The 18459-nt window shown below is 52.1% G+C and carries 10 protein-coding genes; 3 read left to right on the forward strand and 7 right to left on the reverse strand.

The features are described 5' to 3' along the window. Window positions 1-4: 4 nt before the first annotated feature. Both CHB92_RS14765 and CHB92_RS14770 read right to left on the reverse strand, forming a co-directional pair. Window positions 5-1549: a phosphatase PAP2 family protein gene (locus CHB92_RS14765; protein ID WP_089320001.1), complete on the reverse strand. Its 1545-nt coding sequence runs from the start codon at window positions 1547-1549 to the stop codon at window positions 5-7. A gap of 4 nt (window positions 1550-1553) precedes the next feature. Further along, window positions 1554-2492: a hypothetical protein gene (locus CHB92_RS14770; RefSeq protein WP_106219127.1), complete on the reverse strand. Its 939-nt coding sequence runs from the start codon at window positions 2490-2492 to the stop codon at window positions 1554-1556. A gap of 289 nt (window positions 2493-2781) precedes the next feature. Between CHB92_RS14770 and CHB92_RS14775 the strand changes: the two genes are divergently transcribed. After that, window positions 2782-3876 carry a spore photoproduct lyase family protein gene (locus CHB92_RS14775; protein WP_317044181.1) on the forward strand — a complete coding sequence of 365 codons (1095 nt, stop codon included), beginning with the start codon at window positions 2782-2784 and terminating at the stop codon, window positions 3874-3876. 180 nt (window positions 3877-4056) lie between these two features. Here the strand turns inward: CHB92_RS14775 and CHB92_RS14780 are convergent, their stop codons facing one another. The 5 genes from CHB92_RS14780 to CHB92_RS14800 all read right to left on the reverse strand — a co-directional run bounded on the left by CHB92_RS14780 (window position 4057) and on the right by CHB92_RS14800 (window position 15056). Continuing rightward, the gene (locus tag CHB92_RS14780; protein ID WP_089320038.1) at window positions 4057-5580 is read right to left on the reverse strand and encodes a calcineurin-like phosphoesterase C-terminal domain-containing protein; all 1524 of its coding nucleotides are present in this window, start codon (window positions 5578-5580) and stop codon (window positions 4057-4059) included. Window positions 5581-5662: 82 nt separating this feature from the next. Then, window positions 5663-7105, reverse strand: a complete 1443-nt coding sequence (locus tag CHB92_RS14785) for a SusD/RagB family nutrient-binding outer membrane lipoprotein (protein ID WP_089320003.1) — start codon at window positions 7103-7105, stop codon at window positions 5663-5665. 83 nt (window positions 7106-7188) lie between these two features. Continuing rightward, window positions 7189-10389, reverse strand: coding sequence for a SusC/RagA family TonB-linked outer membrane protein (locus CHB92_RS14790; RefSeq protein ID WP_089320004.1), 3201 nt, complete (start codon window positions 10387-10389; stop codon window positions 7189-7191). Window positions 10390-10723: 334 nt separating this feature from the next. After that, complete coding sequence (locus CHB92_RS14795) at window positions 10724-13558, reverse strand: TonB-dependent receptor (protein ID WP_179223059.1); 2835 nt, start codon at window positions 13556-13558, stop codon at window positions 10724-10726. Between the two features lie 109 nt (window positions 13559-13667). Further along, entirely contained in the window at window positions 13668-15056 is a 1389-nt protein-coding gene (locus CHB92_RS14800) for a hypothetical protein (RefSeq protein WP_089320006.1), read from the reverse strand. Between the two features lie 560 nt (window positions 15057-15616). Here CHB92_RS14800 and CHB92_RS14805 point away from each other — a divergent pair. Further along, window positions 15617-16948, forward strand: a complete 1332-nt coding sequence (locus tag CHB92_RS14805) for a porin (protein WP_245842599.1) — start codon at window positions 15617-15619, stop codon at window positions 16946-16948. A gap of 102 nt (window positions 16949-17050) precedes the next feature. Continuing rightward, complete coding sequence (locus CHB92_RS14810; RefSeq protein ID WP_245842601.1) at window positions 17051-18241, forward strand: porin; 1191 nt, start codon at window positions 17051-17053, stop codon at window positions 18239-18241. The last annotated feature ends 218 nt before the right edge of the window (window positions 18242-18459 follow it).

Here is an 18459-nt window from a genome sequence, read left to right on the forward strand (position 1 = left end):
GGCGTTAATCTGCCCCATCTGTTCTGGCACGGGCAATGGCATAATATCCTACTTTTTGTCCGGTCTCCAGGCCTACCGTACAATCTGCTCGGTAATGGATGCCGCCAAACAAACGGGAGTTAGATGCTTCCTGGGCCATCTTCTGAAACTCCCCGGCTTTTTCGGGGATGAGGTAACCCAGCGTAGTGGCTGCTGCTCCACTAAAGGTCGAGTGCCCGGAAATATAGGCCGGGAAGTTAGGCACCCCCGTCAGCGTTTTGATTCTTGGGTCTAACTGACAGGGCCGGGCATTGTAGTAATAGTACTTTGTGTTCCAGCACAGGATGGCCGCATCCATCAGGGCGGCATTTAACAAGGCGTAGTTTCGGGCCCACCGCACCTCGCTGTACTGCTTTTTCACGAAGGATTCCGTGGCGATGGCATTCCAGTGGCCGGGGGGTGTATAAGTTCCTACCCCATCAGCCCAAAAGTTAACAATGCGCATCTGCTCGCGGGTTGCATTCCTGGTATAGCTCAGGACCTCCTCCAGCTCTTTGCGCATCTGCTCAGAGTTAGCCGAGGGGGGAGGGCCAGGACGCAAGGCCGGCACCTCAGCCTTATCGAACAGCAAAGGCTTTACCTCCCCAAACAGCGGAAGCATGGGCGGGCGCTTGGGTACCTCCAGCGAATACCAGGGCGTCTCCCCTCTCGCCTTGCAGTCATTTTCCAGCCTGGCCCAGACCTCCTGGTTGCCGCCCGCTGCGCCCATACCGTCTGCCTTGGCCCTTTGTATCACCATACGGGCAGCCCACCTGCCCAGGGAGTCGCCGGCTATGATGTCGCTGCGCACATTGGCCCCACTCCACAGGCGGTAATTCTTTTCCTCCTCCGCCATCCCTGTCAGGTACGCCACATCCCCGGGAAACAGCAGCTTCATCATTTCCAGGGAGGCCCCGGCAATTACTGCGTCTTCAGAGGGATAGGCCGCCAGCGCACTTTCAGGCACCGCCGGTTTGATAGCGGCATCCACCTGGTAAGGAGCCGGCCGCTTATACTTCTCCTTGAAATAGTGCGCCATTACCAAAGCATCGTACTGCGCCACACTCACATAAGCATAAGCCCGGGCCGCATAAGGCGGATTGGAAAAAGGAAAGGTGGGGTAGGCAAAAGGATTGGCTGCGCTCGGCACAGGGTAGGTATTATCAGGGTTCTGGTAGGGCGGCAGGTTATGCTTGGCCACTAGCTCACGCATGATCTCATTCCACCGCACCACACTGCCTACTTTCCAGTAGTTAATGACGCGTTTCTGCTCCTCGGTTAAGGAAGAACGGAGTTCTTTAAGCTCTTGTAACTCCTGCTGGTACGCTGCGCTGCTGGTTGGCTGGGGAGCAGGCAACGAAAACGCAGCGGCAGAAGAAACAACCATGGGTGCCCAGCTACCGGCGTCCGCATCAATGTTAGCGGGATCGAGCGCCGGGTAGCCTGCATTGCTTTCTACAACGTCTTTGTCGCAAGACGCCAGCAGGCAGAGGCAAAAGCCTGAAAGGATAAGGGCAAGGTGCTTCTTCATGTGCCTAATCTTTAATGGTATTGGTTGTAAAATCCAGAATATAGCTCATCCCCGCCATGCCCCCGGTTGCCTGACCTATGTTGCGGCCGGCAAGTGTGTGCCAGGCACCAGCATGAAAACCCAGCGCCGGGTGGCGAGCCAGGTAATACTTTCCTTCCACGCCCACCTTCGTGCTGTTCATCCGGTTGCTTACAAAGGGCATGTCGTTCCTGCGGATGTCAAAGCCACCTAGGGTTGTCATGTTATCGACAACAGCCTCTGCTATTAGCCGCGGGGTCCGGTAGCCGGCGCGTAACTGGAAGTTGGTGGCATTGGGCATGTCTACCTCCCGCGAGTTAATCAGCCGGTCAGTATAGTAAGCCGTGCGGTCAATTTCTACATTGCTTCGGTGTAAATAAGCAGCAGATAGCGTAGCGGTAAACTGCTTTACCTGCACGTCGGCGATCACCCTGCCACTCAATACCCTGCTCCCCAGGCCAATGCTCATGGGCAGCAAGTCAATGTTATACCTGCTAGAGGGAGTAGCAAGACCACCAACGGCGAACACCGAAATTGTTTCATGACCGCCCTGCCACTCCCAAGGCTTCCATTTCACGAACAGGCTCAGGTCCTGCACACCGTCCATACCTGCCAGCGTACCTTCACTGGCTTGGGTCCGAACATAAGGTACAGCAGCTAGCACATTCAGCTTAGGGGTTATACCGTAGTTCACCATCAGCACAGCCGATCTGGTAGAAACCCTGCCCATGTTCTCATTATCGCGTTTAAATGTACCTTCCCAGTAGTTGGTCCAGCTGTTGTAGCTGATTGTTGCAGCCGCGCATAGCTGCCGCTCCCCCATCATAAGGGCATCCTGTTCGGTCTGCGCATAGGAAAGAACCGGAACAAAGCAAAAAAAGAAGAATATGAGCCTTCGCAAGCATGAGTAATGCTCTTTTTCCATAAGTAATTGATTCAGTAATAAGAGTCAGAAAAAGCAGGGTGCCCGCGGACATGGTCCGCGTGTCAGAGAGAAGGAGGTTTAGCAGGCACGCACCTGTAAGTCAATGTATACCAACTACTTGTTTTCGCATTCAGTTAAAAGCATAAAGAGGTCGCTACTACGGTAAAGTTCCACATTAGTACCTCATAATTTGATGAATTTAACTAACAACAAAAACTTTTTAGCTAAAATGTTTAAAACAAAAGGCAATATAATCCAACGTTTAAACATTCTTTTAGCTCCTGTCCTCATGCCGCTCTTATGCCTGTCTCAGCGCTTAAACATAGGCGAGGGCTACCTGTTAGTAGAGAGTATGCATAAATTTGCCCCAACTACTGTCTTTTACACGCCCGATGCCCTGAATGAGCGGGGGCAAAAGGTTTTACATGCCTATCCTGCGGCGGCTCAGCAAGAGATTGCCCAACACAACAGGCTGCCTCTGTTAGAGGGCAACCACTACCAGGTAAAATCGGAGGTATTGGTACTGGGTCGCTTAAAAAGCCTTACCTGCCGGGCAAGCGGCCGCAGCTCAGATTTTATAGCTCCCAGCCTGGCCAACGGTTGCTTCGGGGCCTGCGCCTATTGCTATGTAGACCGGAACAAGAATGTAAACCCGATTACCCTTTTTACCAACACTGAGGAAATACTCGCAGCGGTAGACAAGCACGTGCAGCAACAAGTCTGGCCCAAAATACCGAACCAGACACATGCCCGGTATTATACCTATGACATCGGCTGTAACTCTGATGTGTCTGTGGATGCCTCGCTTTCCGACAGCGTACAGACAACAATTGGTTTCTTTCGGGAGCACCCGAAAGCCTTTGCCACCTTTGCCACTAAGTTTGTAAATCAGGAGATGCTCTCCTACGACCCGCAGGAAAAGACGCGCATCAGGTTCAGTCTTTTACCCCAGCAGGTGAGCAAGCTGGTGGACGTGCGAACAGATAGCCTGGCAAAGCGCTTAGCGGCCATCAACGACTTTTACCAGGCCGGATACGACGTGCAGGTAAACTTTTCGCCGGTTATTGTTTACAGAGGATGGCTGGAGGATTACAGAGAGTTGTTTGAGCAGTTGAACGAAGCGGTGCACCCCAAGCTAAAGGAAAAAATGAGCTGTGAGGTGATCTTTCTCACGCATAACCAGTGGCAGCACGAGGCCAACCTTGCCATTAACCCGAGGGCAGAAGAGCTGATCTGGGCTCCGAAGATCCAGGAAACCAAGCAGAGCCAGTTTGGCGGCATCAACGTCCGGTACCAGTACCAGCGAAAGGCCAGGTGGATCAGCGAGTTCAAAGCCCTGCAGCAGGAGGTGATCCCTTGGTGCGATATCCGTTACATCTTTTAGACGAGGCCTCTTTCTGCGTACCCTCCCCCTGACGCACTTATCCTGATTTTACAGGAAGGTGAAACCCAAAAGCTACTGAAAAAGACAATTCACCTTTGCATAAAAAGAGCCTCAGCTTGCGCCGGGGCTCTTTTATTAGACTTGGGCTCCTATATGGAATTCCCAGAGACAAAACCTTTGCTATCGCTGGCTTAACTTCAGGTCCTTCAACCTCACTTCCTCTTTAAAGATATTCTGAAACCGATCTGTTACCTGCACGGTAAGGCGCTCAGCCGAGGCTGATGGCTTGGCAAAGAACAGGTGGTCTGTGAGCTGGGGCTCTACCCATTTGTGTTTCGCCGGCTTGGCAGTGCCTGCATGCAACTCCACCGACAGCGGGTCCAGTGCTATTTCCCGTTGCATCTCCCCCATTTTCTTGCCGTCTTCAAACCACTCTACCTTCCAGGCCTGGTCCCAGTTCCAGACGTTAACGGCCAGGTGCTCCGGCTTCTCTGGCACAGCGCCTACCGGGTAAATCCGCAGCTGATGCTCTTTCCCAAAGCCCGTGGGCTTATAATACCACTGTACGTCGCTGCCGTTTACCTCATACACGCCATAGCCGCTGGGCGTGCCGTCAAAACAGATCGGCCCGGTCCACCAGGCACCACAAACAGTGCCGTGCACGTGCTCTATGATGTTCTCACCCTCAAAAACCTTTTCGTTAAAGTGCGTGTGCCCCGACATGATGTGTGCTTGATAGGGCTTCAGGATACGGTATAGTTCCCGGCGGTTAGCTACCACGCCCCCCATGGGTTCTTCCTTCTCCTTGTTGCGCCGGTGTTGGTGGGTATATACCGGTATATGCACGTTCACGACGACTGTACTACCCGGCTTTACGTTGGCCAGGTCCTGCTCCAGCCATGCCAGCTGGCGCTCCGTCAGGTAGCCAATGTACTTTTTAGCGGTGCCGATAAAGAAAACGTCGTCCAGCACCACATAGTGGATCTCGCCCCGGTTAAAAGAGTAGTAAGTGGGGCCAAACAGTTCTTTGAACTTCTCTGCCGAGCCATCATCCGTACGCGCGTCCAGGTTCATATCGTGGTTGCCGATCACCTGAAAGAACGGGATACCCGCAATAGCCAAAGCCTGCTGGTAATCCTCGAACAGTTCGAACTTGTCCCACACCAGGTCACCGCAGCCCACCCCGTGAAACAGGGTGTCCTTCGGGTAACTGCCTACCAATTGCTTCAGGTCCGGGGCTGTCTTCGTTTTTAGTTCTGCTGCATCTGCCTCTGAGATGATCTGCGGGTCGGCCCACACCACGAAGTTGTGCCTGGTATCGTCCTGCGCGAGTGGCTGGAGGGTAAAATCAGCCTTAAAGCGGCCACGGTCAGGGTTAATGCGCCGGTAAAAGCGCGCCACACGTTGCTCGTTCGGGAAGTCGTAGCCCCGCGGTATGGAGATATACACAAACTCGGCTGTGGCATTGCTTTCCAGTTCATACCTGCCGCTGGCATCGGTCAGCACCACATTATACCCATCGGTCACCGCCACACCGGCTAGGCCTTTACCGTTTGCCTGCACTTTACCGGAGAGGGTAACGATGGACAGGTCTTTTCCCCTAACAGGTTTCCTAGGTTGTGCCTGCAGCAGGTTAGGCGTAAGGGTGACACCAACACCGGCAAGGCCAAGTGATTTAAGAAAGGTTCTTCTTTTCTGAGACATGGTCATACTAATTAAAAGGTTGGGATGATGCAAGAAGCGGGCACCAGGAGCGCCCGCCTCAGGGTATTATTTAGAGGAACTGTTATTTTTCCCACCATACTTTGGTGTTGATATCGTCGCCACCCATTACCTCCACGGCCTTCTGGTAGTTGGCGCTGTTAATCTGCTGCACCGTGGCAGGATAGCGGAAGCGCACAGGCACCGCTTTGTTGTTCAGCATGGCCTCGGTGGTAGGGAGCACAGGCAGGCCTGTACGGCGGTACTCAAACCACTGCTGATAATCGTTGAAGTAGAGGCCCAGGTACTTCTGTAGCATGATGCGCTCCAGTGTGCCATCATAAGCAGCAGCCGGGTTTTCGAAGTATCCGGCGGGCACCACCGCTCCCCATTGCTCGATGGCGGCTTTTACCCCCTTCTCATAGTGCGTTTTCGCATCCGCACTGATAAGGCCCTTCTGCGCTAACTCGGCCTTGATAAACTCGACCTCGGCATAGCTCATGATCACCGAAATCATCGGGGCTGTTACCAGGGCAATGTTCATGTTAGACGGGGCAAAGCCAAACTGGGCATCATTACCGGCATAGCCGCTCGGGATACCTTTGTAGCCTAACTTTGTCTTTCCATCCATCGAGGTGGCCTCCCCGAAGAACTTCTCCCGGCGTGGGTCGTTCAGCGCGTTCAGGTTATCGACAAAGAAGGCTGAGGCAGCGCGTCCGGTTCTGAAGTCAACAGCACGTCCCCAAGGCGACACCAGCGGCGCGATACCGGATATCTTCAGAATAGCCGCCTCCTCGTTTTTGGTAAACACCGGGTACTTCACCGGGTCATTGATAATCGCGGCCATTCTGGTGCTGGCGTTCATCTCAGCTCTTTTCGATACCCGTAGTAACAACCGCAGGCGCAGCGAATTACAGAAGCGCTGCCAGCCGATCACGTCATTGTTAAAGAGGATGTCGGTGCCATAGTTCATCTTTCTGGAGCTGTCAAACAGTCCGCTGGCCCGATCAAGGTCACTCAGGATTTTGGTGTAGACCTCCTGCTGCGTGTTAAACCGGGGGTACAGGATACCTTCATCACCGCGGCTTGCCTCCTCCATGGGTACATCGCCAAAAGAGTCGGTCAGCAGAGAGTAGGTCCAGGCATTCAGGGTCAGGGCGATGGCCTCGTAGTTCGGGTCTTCGGCAGCTACGGCCGCCGCCTGCATTTCCTTGATATTGGTAAGCCAGCGGTAATAGGTGTTCCAGGTAGAATTGCCGGCATTGTCGCTGATGTCGTAGCGGTGCTCCCCACCCGAGGGGCTCGGGAACGGCAGGGCCACCTGCATGATCTCGAAGGTGAAGGCGTCGCTTCGGGAAGAATTGAAGCTCGCCATTTCATAAATAATGGGGTTGAGCAGCGTGCCGGGGCTAATCTTCTCTATCCGGTTGGGGTCGAGGTTAATCTCCTCGAAGTCGTCTGTGCACGACACACTAACGCAGCTCAGGGCCACCAGTAAAACCAATATCTTTTTTATGCTTCTTGTCATGGTCTTGTTATTTGGAGAACAGCCGTCTGCACCGGGTACTGCCGGCTGTTCCTTTACTTCTGTAATGGATGTGAAAGATGGGTTTAGAATTGAAGGGTTAGGTTGGCACCGTATGTTCTGGTGGAAGGCATCTGGCCTATCTCAACACCCGGCATAATGGTAGAACCGTTCAGGGCCGCTGTCTCGGGATCGAAGATCGGAAAGTCCGTAAGCATCGCCAGGTCACGTCCGTAGAGGGCCAGGCTGGCACCATTCAGGAACTTCGTTCTGGACAGCAGCGCTTTTGGCAGGCTATACTCCAGGCGCACTTCGCGCAGCTTCAGATAAGAAGCGTCGAACGAGTTAGACTCCACGTTGGCGCGGCGGTAGTAGCGCTTGTAGTACTCCATGGGGCTAACTTTGGTCGTGTTGGGTGAGTAAGTGCCGTCGCCGTTATCTACCACGCCTTCGCCAATGATGTATCCTTCCTCACGGCCTTTCAGGGTGTGCTTCAGCTTGCCCTGCTCCGACATCTTGTGGTGTGTCTGGGAGTAAACGATGCCGCCGTACTGGCCATCCAACAGGAAACTAAACCGGAAGTTTTTATAGGACAGCTCGTTTGAAAAGCCCCCTTTCCAGTCGGCATAGGCATTGCCAATGTACTGGGTCTTGTCCGGGTAGGCAGGCAGGCCCGCCTTGTCATACACGATCTGCCCGTCGGGGCTCCTGACAAAGCCATAGCCATAGATATCGCCGGTCGTGCCGCCTACTTTCGCAATAATGGTGGCCTGACCGCCAGAGGCGATGATCTGCTCATCCTCCATTCCATCGGCCAGCTCCAGCACCTTGTTGTCGTTTTTAGACCAGATAAGGGTAGACTTCCACTTAAAGAAGGGGTTGTCAACAGGCTGTGCGTTCAGCACCAGCTCTACCCCCTGGTTGCGTACTTTTCCGGCGTTCATCACGGCCCTGCTGTAACCCGTGGTAGGGTCGAGCGGCACGTCCAGAATCTGGTTCTTTGTAAAGCTTCTGTACAGGGTCACGTCCATCCCGATGCGGCCACCGAGCAACATGTATTCTAAGCCTGCTTCATAGCTGGTGGTAATTTCCGGCTTAAAGTCCACGTTGTGCAGGGTGGTCGGCACAGCGCCCGAGCCGGCAAAATCGCTCTGCCCGTAGTATTTCCTGGTTTTGTAGGGGTCTGTATCATTACCTACCTGCGCCGCCGACAGCCTCAGCTTGGCAAAGGATACTTGTCTCGGTAAGGTCAGCAGGTCAGTTAAGATAAAACTGGAGCTGACAGACGGGTAGAAGAAGGAGTTGTTCTGCACCGGCAGTGTGCTGGACCAGTCGTTACGGCCCGTCACGTCCACAAAGATCTTGTCCTGGTAAGAAAAAGAGGCCAGGGCGTAAAGGCTGTTCACCTTCTTGTTCTTGTGCAATGTCGTCATCATAGGGGTGCTGATACCGTTGGAGAGTTTGAACACTCCCGGAATCACCAGGCCATCTACCACCCCGTTGGTGCCCCTGTACTTGCGGTTCATCGTGTTGCCCCCAACGGAGGCCCTTACGTCGATGTCGCTTCCGATCTTGTCTTTGTAAGTCAGCAAGGCATCCGTATTCACCTCGTAGTCAAAAATGTTCTGCTCTTTGTAATAGCCGTACTGGAAGTTGGCCGTGCTGAAGGGGCGGCGCTGCTCCCTGTCCTCGCTGCTTAGATCAACGCCTGAGCGCACCATCAGGTCGAGTTTTGGCGAGAACTCATAGGTGGCCGCGATGTTGCCAATGGTGGAGTAGTTATTCAGGGCATTGATCATCTCGTAGGCAATCACAAAAGGATTGTCGATGTAAGAGCTGAAAGGGTGTATCTGATCAACCTGCTCCTGCCCTTTCTTCCATCGCGGCTCATACCAGGCCAAGTCCACGTTCGGATTCTGGAAAATGATGAAGTAGGAGATCGACTGGTTGTTGTAGCCTGTGGCCGGCAGGTTATCACTTTTCTTGTGCGTGAAGTTAACCTTCGAGTTCAGTCTTAGTTTATCGGAGGCCTTGTAGTTCAGGCTAAGGGCAGCAGTCATGCGCTCAAAACCTGTGTTAGGCATAATCCACTCGTTTTTGGAATGGGTGATAGAAGCACGGGCCGAGCCCTTTTCGTTCCCTCCTTCTACAGCCACGCTGTTCGTGATGGTAGACCCTGTTCTAAAAAAGCCTTTCACGTTGTCTTTGTAAGGTCTCCACAGCTGTCGCTCCACCGACTGCCCTTCCAGGGTGGGATCGTACTGGTAATAGTACTGCCCGTCGAACTTAGGCCCATAGGCGCTACTGGTACTGCCGGTATTGGCACCATCTGCTGAGGGCCGGTAAGAGTAGTAAGGCTTTCCTTCCTTGTTCAGGTTTTCCGTCCCCTGCCCATACTCATGCTGGAAATCAGGCCACCGGAGCACATCGTTGAAGCTGACGTTGGTGTTAACCGTTACCCCCAGGCCTTTCTGCTTGCGGGCGCCAGACTTCGTGGTGATGATCAAGGCGCCGTTTGCTGCCCGGCTGCCATAAAGTGCTGCGGCGCTGGGCCCTTTTAGTACGGTGATGCTTTCTATGTCGTCCGTGTTGATGTCGGCAATGCCGTTACCAAAATCTATGGGTACATCGTTGCCGGAGCCTGCTCCGTAGGCGCTGTTCACGCCAGAGCTCGTCATCTCGCTGCTCATCGGCACCCCGTCCAACACGATCAGGGCATTGTTACCATCCGGATTCAGGGAGTTATCACCTCTCAGGGAGATCCTTGTGGAGTTAACTGGCCCCGAGCCAGGCGAGATCAGGCTTAGTCCGGCCACCTTGCCCGACAGAGCCTGCGCGAAGTTGTTGGAGCGGGCATCGTTCAGGCTCTCGCTACTAACGGTTTGCGTGGCATAGCCAAGGGCCTTCTGCTCACGCTCTATGCCCAGTGCCGTCACTACGACTTCATTCAGCAGCTTGTCGTCTTCCTGCAGCTTTATATTGATGGTTGTGTTGCCAATGTAAGCTACTTCCGTTGTTTTGAAACCTATAAAGCTGAACACGAGCACGTCCTGCGTACTAAGGGCCCTGGGGCTCCGGAGACTATAAGAGCCATCCATGTCAGTGGCTGTGCCTGTAGCAGTACCTTTTAACAGCACCGTAACGCCGGGTAGTGGCGTACCTTTACTGTCGGACACCCTCCCGCTGACTGTCTGGGCCTGTGCCAAGGCACTATAGCAGCAGATCAGCAGCAGCAAAACGGTTGCCCCCAAGTGTTTTCTTAAAACAGTAGAACTTTTCAAACTCATAACTTTGCTTGTTTATTTGCTGGCAAAGCTATAGCGGCAGGTTTACCTGGATGTTATGACAATAATATGGGAACATTAAGATATAAGCGCCTTTGCTTAGCTCTCTTAACAGTCACTTTACAACGAAAAATACTTAGCGAGTAGGTAAAGGCATCGTAACTTCAGAAGGGATTGCCATATGCATAGGGAAACGTTGTTGTAATAGCGCTTCTTAGAAGATGACTGAAATAAAAAAGCCCGCCTAGCGGCGGGCTTCATAGAGTGGGAGACTAGGCCACTCTATTCCTGATTGACACGTTGTTTCTCACCCATACATGTGCAATCAGTAATTGTGTTAGTTCACCAGGTAGGTTATTCCTACTACAAATGTTCTGCCCTGCTTGTAGGACGAGTAGATATACTCTTGCCCGTTGTACTCGTGGCTATTCACAAAATCAGGGTTAAAGATGTTGTCCGCAGACACTTTTGCTGTAAAGGAGTCACCCAGGCGCTTGGATACCACCAGGCTGGCGATTGGCCTGGAGCGCTCGTAGATGTTGGGCGTACCGCCTACTGAGATCGCAGAGATTCTGTCGCCGAACACGTTGTAGTTGGCAGTGGCCACAAATCCTAATAAGTCGTTTTGATACGTCAGGCTGGCGTTTGCCACAAAAGGCGACTGGCCAAATAAAGGTCTTGTGTCATCCGCGTCTGGTCGGACCGCGCGGATCTGCTCCAGTTCCAGCGGTTTGATGCTCACCTCAGACTTGATCAGGGACAGGTTAGAGCTAACGATGAAGTTATCCAGCCTGGACGAGATAAAGGACAATCGTTTGTTTACTTCAAACTCTAAGCCGTACACTTTGGCGTTGTCCACATTCTGAATAAAGATCTCGTTGTTCTGTGCCAGCGTATTGATGGTGCGCTCAATAGGGTTCTGGAAGTTCTTGTAAAAAGCACTCACGCCAAAGAACTCGCCCAGGCTAGGGTACCACTCCCACCGCGCGTCAAAGTTGTCGATGGTTGTTCGCTCCAGGTCAGCGTTACCTGTAAAGGCCGGCTCCCCGATAAAGTCAAAGGAAGTATAAGGGGCAATCTCCCGGAAGTTTGGCCTTGCCAGTGTTCTGGAGTAACCTGCCCGCAGGTTCATTTTTTCTGTCAGGCTGTAGGTAGCATTAACAGAAGGCAAAAGGTCTATCTGGTTAAGTTCACCCGGCTCCAGCGACTTGTTAAAGCTCTCCACAAAGATGTCCGTTACTTCAACACGCGCCCCAGTTACCAGGCGCAGTTTCTCTGATAAGGGAAGGTCGATCATGCCGTAGCCTGCGTAGATAGCCTCCTCGCCATCATAATTGTTGGTGCGCTGGGAGCCATCCTGCAGGTAAACGCCATAGCGATAAATACCTCCGCTTTCAGCGTCACTCGGACGTGCTACGACACCAAGGTTTGCAGGAGCGAAGAAGTTCTCAATGCTGCCGTTGTAGCCATAGCCATCGTTAAATCTATAGCGGTAAATGTTCTCTCTGAACTTTCGGTCTTTCACAAGGGCTGCCGCCCCGAACTTTGTTTTCGCCTCCAGGCCGTTCCAGATCGTAAAAGGTGTTTCTATGTTCACTTTCACGTCCAGGTTCGTTTCATCCAGGTTTCTGAAGAAACGTGCCGGCAAGGTATAGGCCGCAGGCTGTATGCGGTAAGTAGTGTCGGTACCATTAACATAGTAATCGTTGGCAAAGAACCGGAGGTCTGGTTCATCCTGCTGCGACAGGGTAAACGAGGTTAGCCAGTCTATCTTACTGTTTTTAAAGCCCGGTAGTACGTGCTCGCCTTTCAGCTGGGCGCTGGACAGGGCGCGCTGCGTGTAGTGTAGGGCCCGGGACTGGAAGATGGCCCGGTCGTCATATACCCCTGAGGTAGCAGGGAAAGTACCAAACAGGAAGCGGCTGGAGTTGTTACCGCTCTGGTTTCTGATCAGGTTCAGGGATACTTTGTTGTTACTGTTTAGCTTATAGGCGAAGTTAGCCAGAAAGCCTAAGGACACCTCCTCAACCCCTCTTTCATCCTCAAACAAACTGTTGTTGTTCAGGCCTTCGGCGCCCACGCTGTTAAGTTCCCACAGGCCGAAGGTACCGTTGTCGTAATAAGAGTAGTTCCGCTGATAAGACAGGCCTACCACATAGCCTAACTGGCGGCCAAACACCTCTGTCTGGTTACCTAAGGAGAAAGAATGTGAGTGGTTAAGAGGTGCTGTTCTTCTGACAGGCCCCATCTCTGTGTTAAAGGCCTTTGTGGCCTCGTCTATGCGCTCAGCATCCTGCTTGTTTGTAAAGCTAGCAAAGGGAACTGTATAATTTACTTCATCTGGCACAGCGCGGGTGCCGTTGTCAAAACCCAGCCAGTCCAGCTCTCCTTTGTTTGAGCTAAGGAACTTGCCGTTCAGGGAGGCCTGGTCGTTATAGCCAACAGAAGTAGAGAACTGCATGGTAAACCGGTCCGGGAAGTCCTTGGTCGTAATGTTCACAAAGCCGCCGGAGAAGCTACCCGGCATGTCGGGGGTAAATGTCTTGGAAACGGTCAGGTTATCCAGCAGGTTAGACGGGAAGAGGTCCATCTGCACGGTGTTCCGGTTAGGGTCAAGGCCGGGAACTTCAGCTCCGTTAAGGGAGGTCTTTACGTACCGGTCGCCCAGGCCGCGCACATACACGTACTTGCTGCCTTCCAGCGAAATACCCGTGACGCGGGTAAGGGCTGCGGCTGCATCACTGTCGCCGCTTCTGGAGAACTGTTCGGCCGAAACGCCGTCCATCACCACGGCCGCTTTTTTCTGGGTGTTGCGCAGGTTGTTTTCAGAACTCTTAATGGCTCTGCCCTCAATCACCACCTCTTTCAGTTTTGTGGTAGCAGCCCCCAACGGAATGTTCAGGACTGTTACTTCGTTTTCTTTTACTACAACCCCTGTTACCGTTTTGGGCTCATAGGAGATGTAGGAGGCCTGTACTTCGTAAGTACCCGGCTTAATGTTTGTCAGGTTAAACTTCCCGTCCAAATCAGTGGCTGTGCCGTTGGACGTCCCTTTTATCACTACGGTAGCCCCTATTAGCTCTTCGCCAGTCTCGCTACTTGTGAGTTGCCCCCTGATGGTGCCGCTTTGTGCAAAAGCAACAGATACAGTAAGGCTTAATAAGCTTATCAAGCTCGTAATTTTTCGTAACATAATCTTAATATAGATTGGGTGAGAAAATCCAGGAAAAGAAAGCCGGAGCCTGGCACCTTAGTCGGGGTACCCAGGCTCCGGCTTATTGTTATTTGAGATAACCAAGCTGATCCAGGTAAGTCCAGCCTTTCATCCAGTTGTTCGAGCTGTCGAAAGCCCCAATGTAGTTGACGTTTGTAAAGAAGCTACCCTCCAGTGCAGTGGCACCAGAAAGCGCTGCGCTACCAGAAGCTGCCAGTGGGCTCAGCGTTTTGTTGTTGCGTCTACTGATGCTTGCCAGAACAGGGTCTGCTGTAACTCGGTTGTTATTCGCATTCAGGTGCTCTAACAGATAGCCTTGGTTAGGGGCAACTGCGGTGATTCCCGCGAAAGTGTTGTCTGCAACGTTAGAGAAGATGTTGCTTTTGAATACCAGGTCACCTGTCTCCAGTCGCTGACGGCTGTCGCCAACACTGGCATCATCCAGGTCTTCTACCACCAGGCCTCCTGCAAAATCAGCGAAGATGCTGTTGTAGATCTTGCCACCCGCGTTGTCCACCAGCATCACCGCATTTTGGCCATCCAGGTTCATTCCACCGATAATCGTAGCGTTCGCGATGGTAGGGATCGAGAACGGTGTAGCGTCATCCGGCTTAGAACCACCGTCGAACTCACCGCCAGTTCCACCGGCACCTTCGTTGTAGATACCGAACCAGAACTGGTTGTTTCCTCTCCAGCCCTGGTCGTAGTCAAACATGTCGTCGTTGTTGAAGGCAGACACCAGGTGCTTGGTGTTTACCGTACCACCAAACCACTCAATGCCGTCGTCCTGGTTCGAGAACACCTCTATGTAATCGATGGTAGTGCCAGAGCCAACGCCACCGAGCGTCAGGCCGTTGATCTCGTTACCGGCACCAATCAGTGTACCGCCATGGCGGATAGACACATACTTTAAAACACCGGAGTTGTCAGCATCATTCGTGCCTCCGTATACACCTCTCGCCTCTTCTGCCGGGATACCCTCGATAGCGCCCTGCCCGCCAGCTTTGTTGATCGTCGCCTTACCCAGGACAATCACACCACCCCAAAGGCCGTTGGCGTCAAGCGGCATGTCATCCACTTTGGTAACATCATCCTGCAGTGCAGTAAAGATGATCGGCTTCTCAGCGGTGCCTTCGGCAATGATCTTACCGCCACGCGCCACGATTAAAGCACTTGCGTTCTCCCCTTCGCCTGGCTTGCCCTTGATAACGGTACCGGGCTCAATGGTGAGCGTTTGGCCGTCGTTCACAAACACAAAACCATCCAGAATGTAAGTGTTGTTTGCCGTCCAGGTCACTGTGCCTGTTCCCTGCGCGCTTTCTGTTACAACAATCTCCTGGCCTTGCGGCTCCTCTATGCCTGGTTCAACTTTTTCATCATCGTCGTTGCATGATGTAAAGGTGCACACTGAGCTTGTCAGCAACAGCGCGATCAAAAACTTACTCGTTACTTTCATGAATTCTCCAGTTTAGTAATTAGTGACTTCTTTAAGAGCGAAACCTGTGAAGGCCTGCCATCCTTTAGCGAAAAAGATCTGACACTCAATGCATAGCCCATGTTTCCTTTGATTTCTGCAACAAAGGTAGAGTGGCTACTTTAAGCCATTTTTAAGGTGGGGTTATGATACCGTTAAGTATCCGGGATATTTGTTAAGTCACTTTTACCTGAATGTTACCCAGGCTTTACCGTTGTTTTAACCCAATGTTAATCCGGCCTGTTTTTCTGTGAGTTTTTCCCGCCAGGTGCAGACGCCTAATACAAACAATATTGGCTCACAGCAACTTACAGTTACTGAGCACGTGCAGGGCGCTTTGTATTTCTTAACATTAGCATAACATTGCGATAATAAAGCAGTAACAGTAGCGCCGTTATTTTGTATTGCGCTACAGCAGCGAAAGCAAGTGCAGTCTGACTAACTGCCGCTTTCCTGATGCAGGCCGGATTAACTCCTCGGCACTATAGCTATAGAGACAGGTAAACCGAAATTGATTAAATCTCACCTTAATCAGTAAAGAAGTGAAGAAAGCTTTAGGAAGAGCTATTGTTCTTTTCCTGTCTGCCGGTTTTCTGGCAAACAAGGTTTCAGGCCAGACGCCTGAGACTGAAAGTGCTGCCGCCGCAGTACCTGTAACCGAGACCATCACAAACAGTAGCGTTACTCCACGTACCGATACTATTTATATAGCTTATACCCCACCACCTGAAGCTACACCAGCTAAAACGCCCTGGTACAAGAGCATCTCTATCCGGGGCTACGCGCAGGTACGGTACAACCGCCTGCTAGAAACAAACCCTTTATTGAAGTGTGACCAGTGCGACAAGTCTTTGGGCGCAGGAAACGGTTTCTTTATCAGACGTGCTCGCATCGTCTTCAGCGGCAATGTGCACGAGCGGCTCTTTATCTATATACAGCCTGACTTTGCCTCCTCGCCTGGCGGCTCTGCCTTAAACTTTGTGCAGCTGCGCGATGCTTACTTCGACCTGGCTTTAGACGCTAATAAGGAGTTCCGGATACGGGTTGGGCAAAGTAAGATTCCCTACGGCTTTGAGAACATGCAATCCAGCAGTAATCGCTTGGCTCTGGACCGTAGCGATGCCATTAACAGTGCTTTCGCGAATGAGCGTGACTTGGGGCTGATGTTCTACTGGGCACCAGCCGAAATAAGAACGCGCTTCGAGGAACTGACCAGCTCCGGCCTAAAGGGCAGTGGCGACTATGGGGTATTGGGTGTTGGCCTATTCAATGGCCAGACCTCTAACAAACCAGACGCGAACGACCAACTGCACACTGCCGCCAGATTGGCTTACCCGTTCAAGTTACCCAATGGGCAGTTTATTGAGCCAGGTGTCCAGGCTTACTCTGGCAAGTACGTGGTAACACCAGACCAAATCTCATCAGGCGTAACAGTAGCCTCCGAAGAATTATTGAAGGAAGGGTTTACAGACCGCCGTGTGGCAGGCAGTTTAACAGTGTATCCCCAGCCGCTCGGTTTCCAGGCAGAGTACAACGTGGGCGAGGGCCCTGAGTTTGACCCGAAGACCTCCTCTATAAAAGTTAAGCCCTTACACGGCGGCTATGCCCAAGTTATGTACAGAAAGACAGTTGGCAACCAGGTGCTGATACCTTTCGCCAAAGTGCAGTACTATGAAGGCGGCAAAAAGCATGAGCGCGACGCGACAAGCCATCTGGTACAGGAAACCGAGGTTGGTACCGAGTGGCAGCCATTCAAGAACTTTGAGTTGGTGGCAGACTACAGCATTGCCAGCCGCACGACCCGAAACGCAGCAAACCTTAACAACAGGCAGTCGGGCAGCAGACTAAGACTGCAGGCCCAGTTTAACTTCTAAGAAAGAGCCGGAGCATTAGGGTGCAGAAAACTTGTGCTCACGCTCTTCTAACATTGCACGACATCCAATAACAAGTAAACCATTTCATAAAACCTAAAACAAGTGAATTACCGCAAACTAACAGGAACCGTATTTATATTTTTAACAACTATACTGTGGAGCGTTAGCGTTTCCGGACAAAGCATCAACAACTCCAGATTTGGCAAGGGCCTTCAGTTCATGGCCGCCGACTCCTCTTTCAGCTTAAAGTTCAGTACCCGCTTCCAAACACTCTACCAGGGCGTGACAGACCCCATAGCAGAAGAGTGGGACGACCGCTTCCTGATCCGCAGGGCACGCCTCAAGTTTGAGGGTTTTGTTTATACGCCTAACCTGGAGTATAAAATTGAGCTGGGCCTGAGTAACAATGACATTGGCAGCGACCTGCTTCCCCAGTTTGACTTTGCCAATAACATCGTGCTGGACGCGGTCGCAAAATGGCACTTTGCCCCCCGTTGGGAACTGTGGGTAGGGCAGACAAAACTACCCGGTAACCGTGAGCGCATCATCTCCTCGCAGAAAATGCAGTTTGTGGACCGGAGCCTTCTTAACGGACGCTTCAACATAGACCGTGATGCAGGGGTACAACTCCACCACGAACATCGCATTGGCGAGGTGATCTTCCGGGAGGTAGCCTCCGTCTCGACAGGTGAAGGGCGTAACATTGCTGTGAACAACTATGGCGGCTATGACTATACAGCCAAACTTGAAATCTTTCCTTTCGGGGAGTTTGAGGGAGACGGTGCCTATGTTGGCAGCGACGTTTACCGCGAAGAGACTCCTAAGTTAGCCATTGCCGCCGCCTTTGATTATAATGAGGATGCCGCCCGCTCCAGGGGGCAGCTGGGAGACTTCCTGAGTGAGCAGCGCGACCTGCGCACCTTCTTTGCAGACGCCATGTTTAAGTACAGAGGCTTCTCGGCCATGGCAGAGTATGCAAACAGTACCGCACCGGAAGGGCCAGTGGTCCTGAGAACAGATGAAGGCATTGTGGAAGAGACTTTTGTAACAGGTAGTGCTTTTAACATTCAGGGGGGGTACCTGTTCGATACAGACTGGGAAGTAGCAGCCCGCTACACCACCTATAATCCCACAGAAGAGACAGGCCTGCGCCCACAAGAGCAATACACACTGGGTGTATCGAAGTACATTGTGGGCCACAGCCTGAAGGTACAAAGCGACATTACGCTACAGGATCAACCCGGGCTGGAAAACATCTACATGTACAGGTGGCAGTTAGAGATTGCCCTATAAGCTTAATAAAAGCTTAACAATAACTTAACAATGGCCAGTGTAAAGTGTGCCAAGTTGTACCCAACTTTGCACTGGCAAATCACCCAATAACAAGGACTGAAGGGGACTACAGACACAACAAATAACTACTTGATAAACATTCTAGTATATCAGCTGTAAACCAGGTCCCGAACAAGTTTAAAGCCATTCACACAAAACATTTTCAACCAAAAAACATC

This window comes from Pontibacter ummariensis, assembly GCF_900188175.1.
GTDB classification, from domain to species: Bacteria; Bacteroidota; Bacteroidia; order Cytophagales; family Hymenobacteraceae; genus Pontibacter; species Pontibacter ummariensis.

Excerpts from the sequence above, each read along its gene's own strand:
- CHB92_RS14765 (WP_089320001.1), bottom strand. The coding sequence starts at position 1,549 with ATGAAGAAGCACCTTGCCCTTATCCTTTCAGGCTTTTGCCTCTGCCTG.
- CHB92_RS14770 (WP_106219127.1), bottom strand. The coding sequence starts at position 2,492 with ATGGAAAAAGAGCATTACTCATGCTTGCGAAGGCTCATATTCTTCTTT.
- CHB92_RS14775 (WP_317044181.1), top strand. The coding sequence starts at position 2,782 with ATGCCGCTCTTATGCCTGTCTCAGCGCTTAAACATAGGCGAGGGCTAC.
- CHB92_RS14780 (WP_089320038.1), bottom strand. The coding sequence starts at position 5,580 with ATGTCTCAGAAAAGAAGAACCTTTCTTAAATCACTTGGCCTTGCCGGT.
- CHB92_RS14785 (WP_089320003.1), bottom strand. The coding sequence starts at position 7,105 with ATGACAAGAAGCATAAAAAAGATATTGGTTTTACTGGTGGCCCTGAGC.
- CHB92_RS14790 (WP_089320004.1), bottom strand. The coding sequence starts at position 10,389 with ATGAGTTTGAAAAGTTCTACTGTTTTAAGAAAACACTTGGGGGCAACC.
- CHB92_RS14800 (WP_089320006.1), bottom strand. The coding sequence starts at position 15,056 with ATGAAAGTAACGAGTAAGTTTTTGATCGCGCTGTTGCTGACAAGCTCA.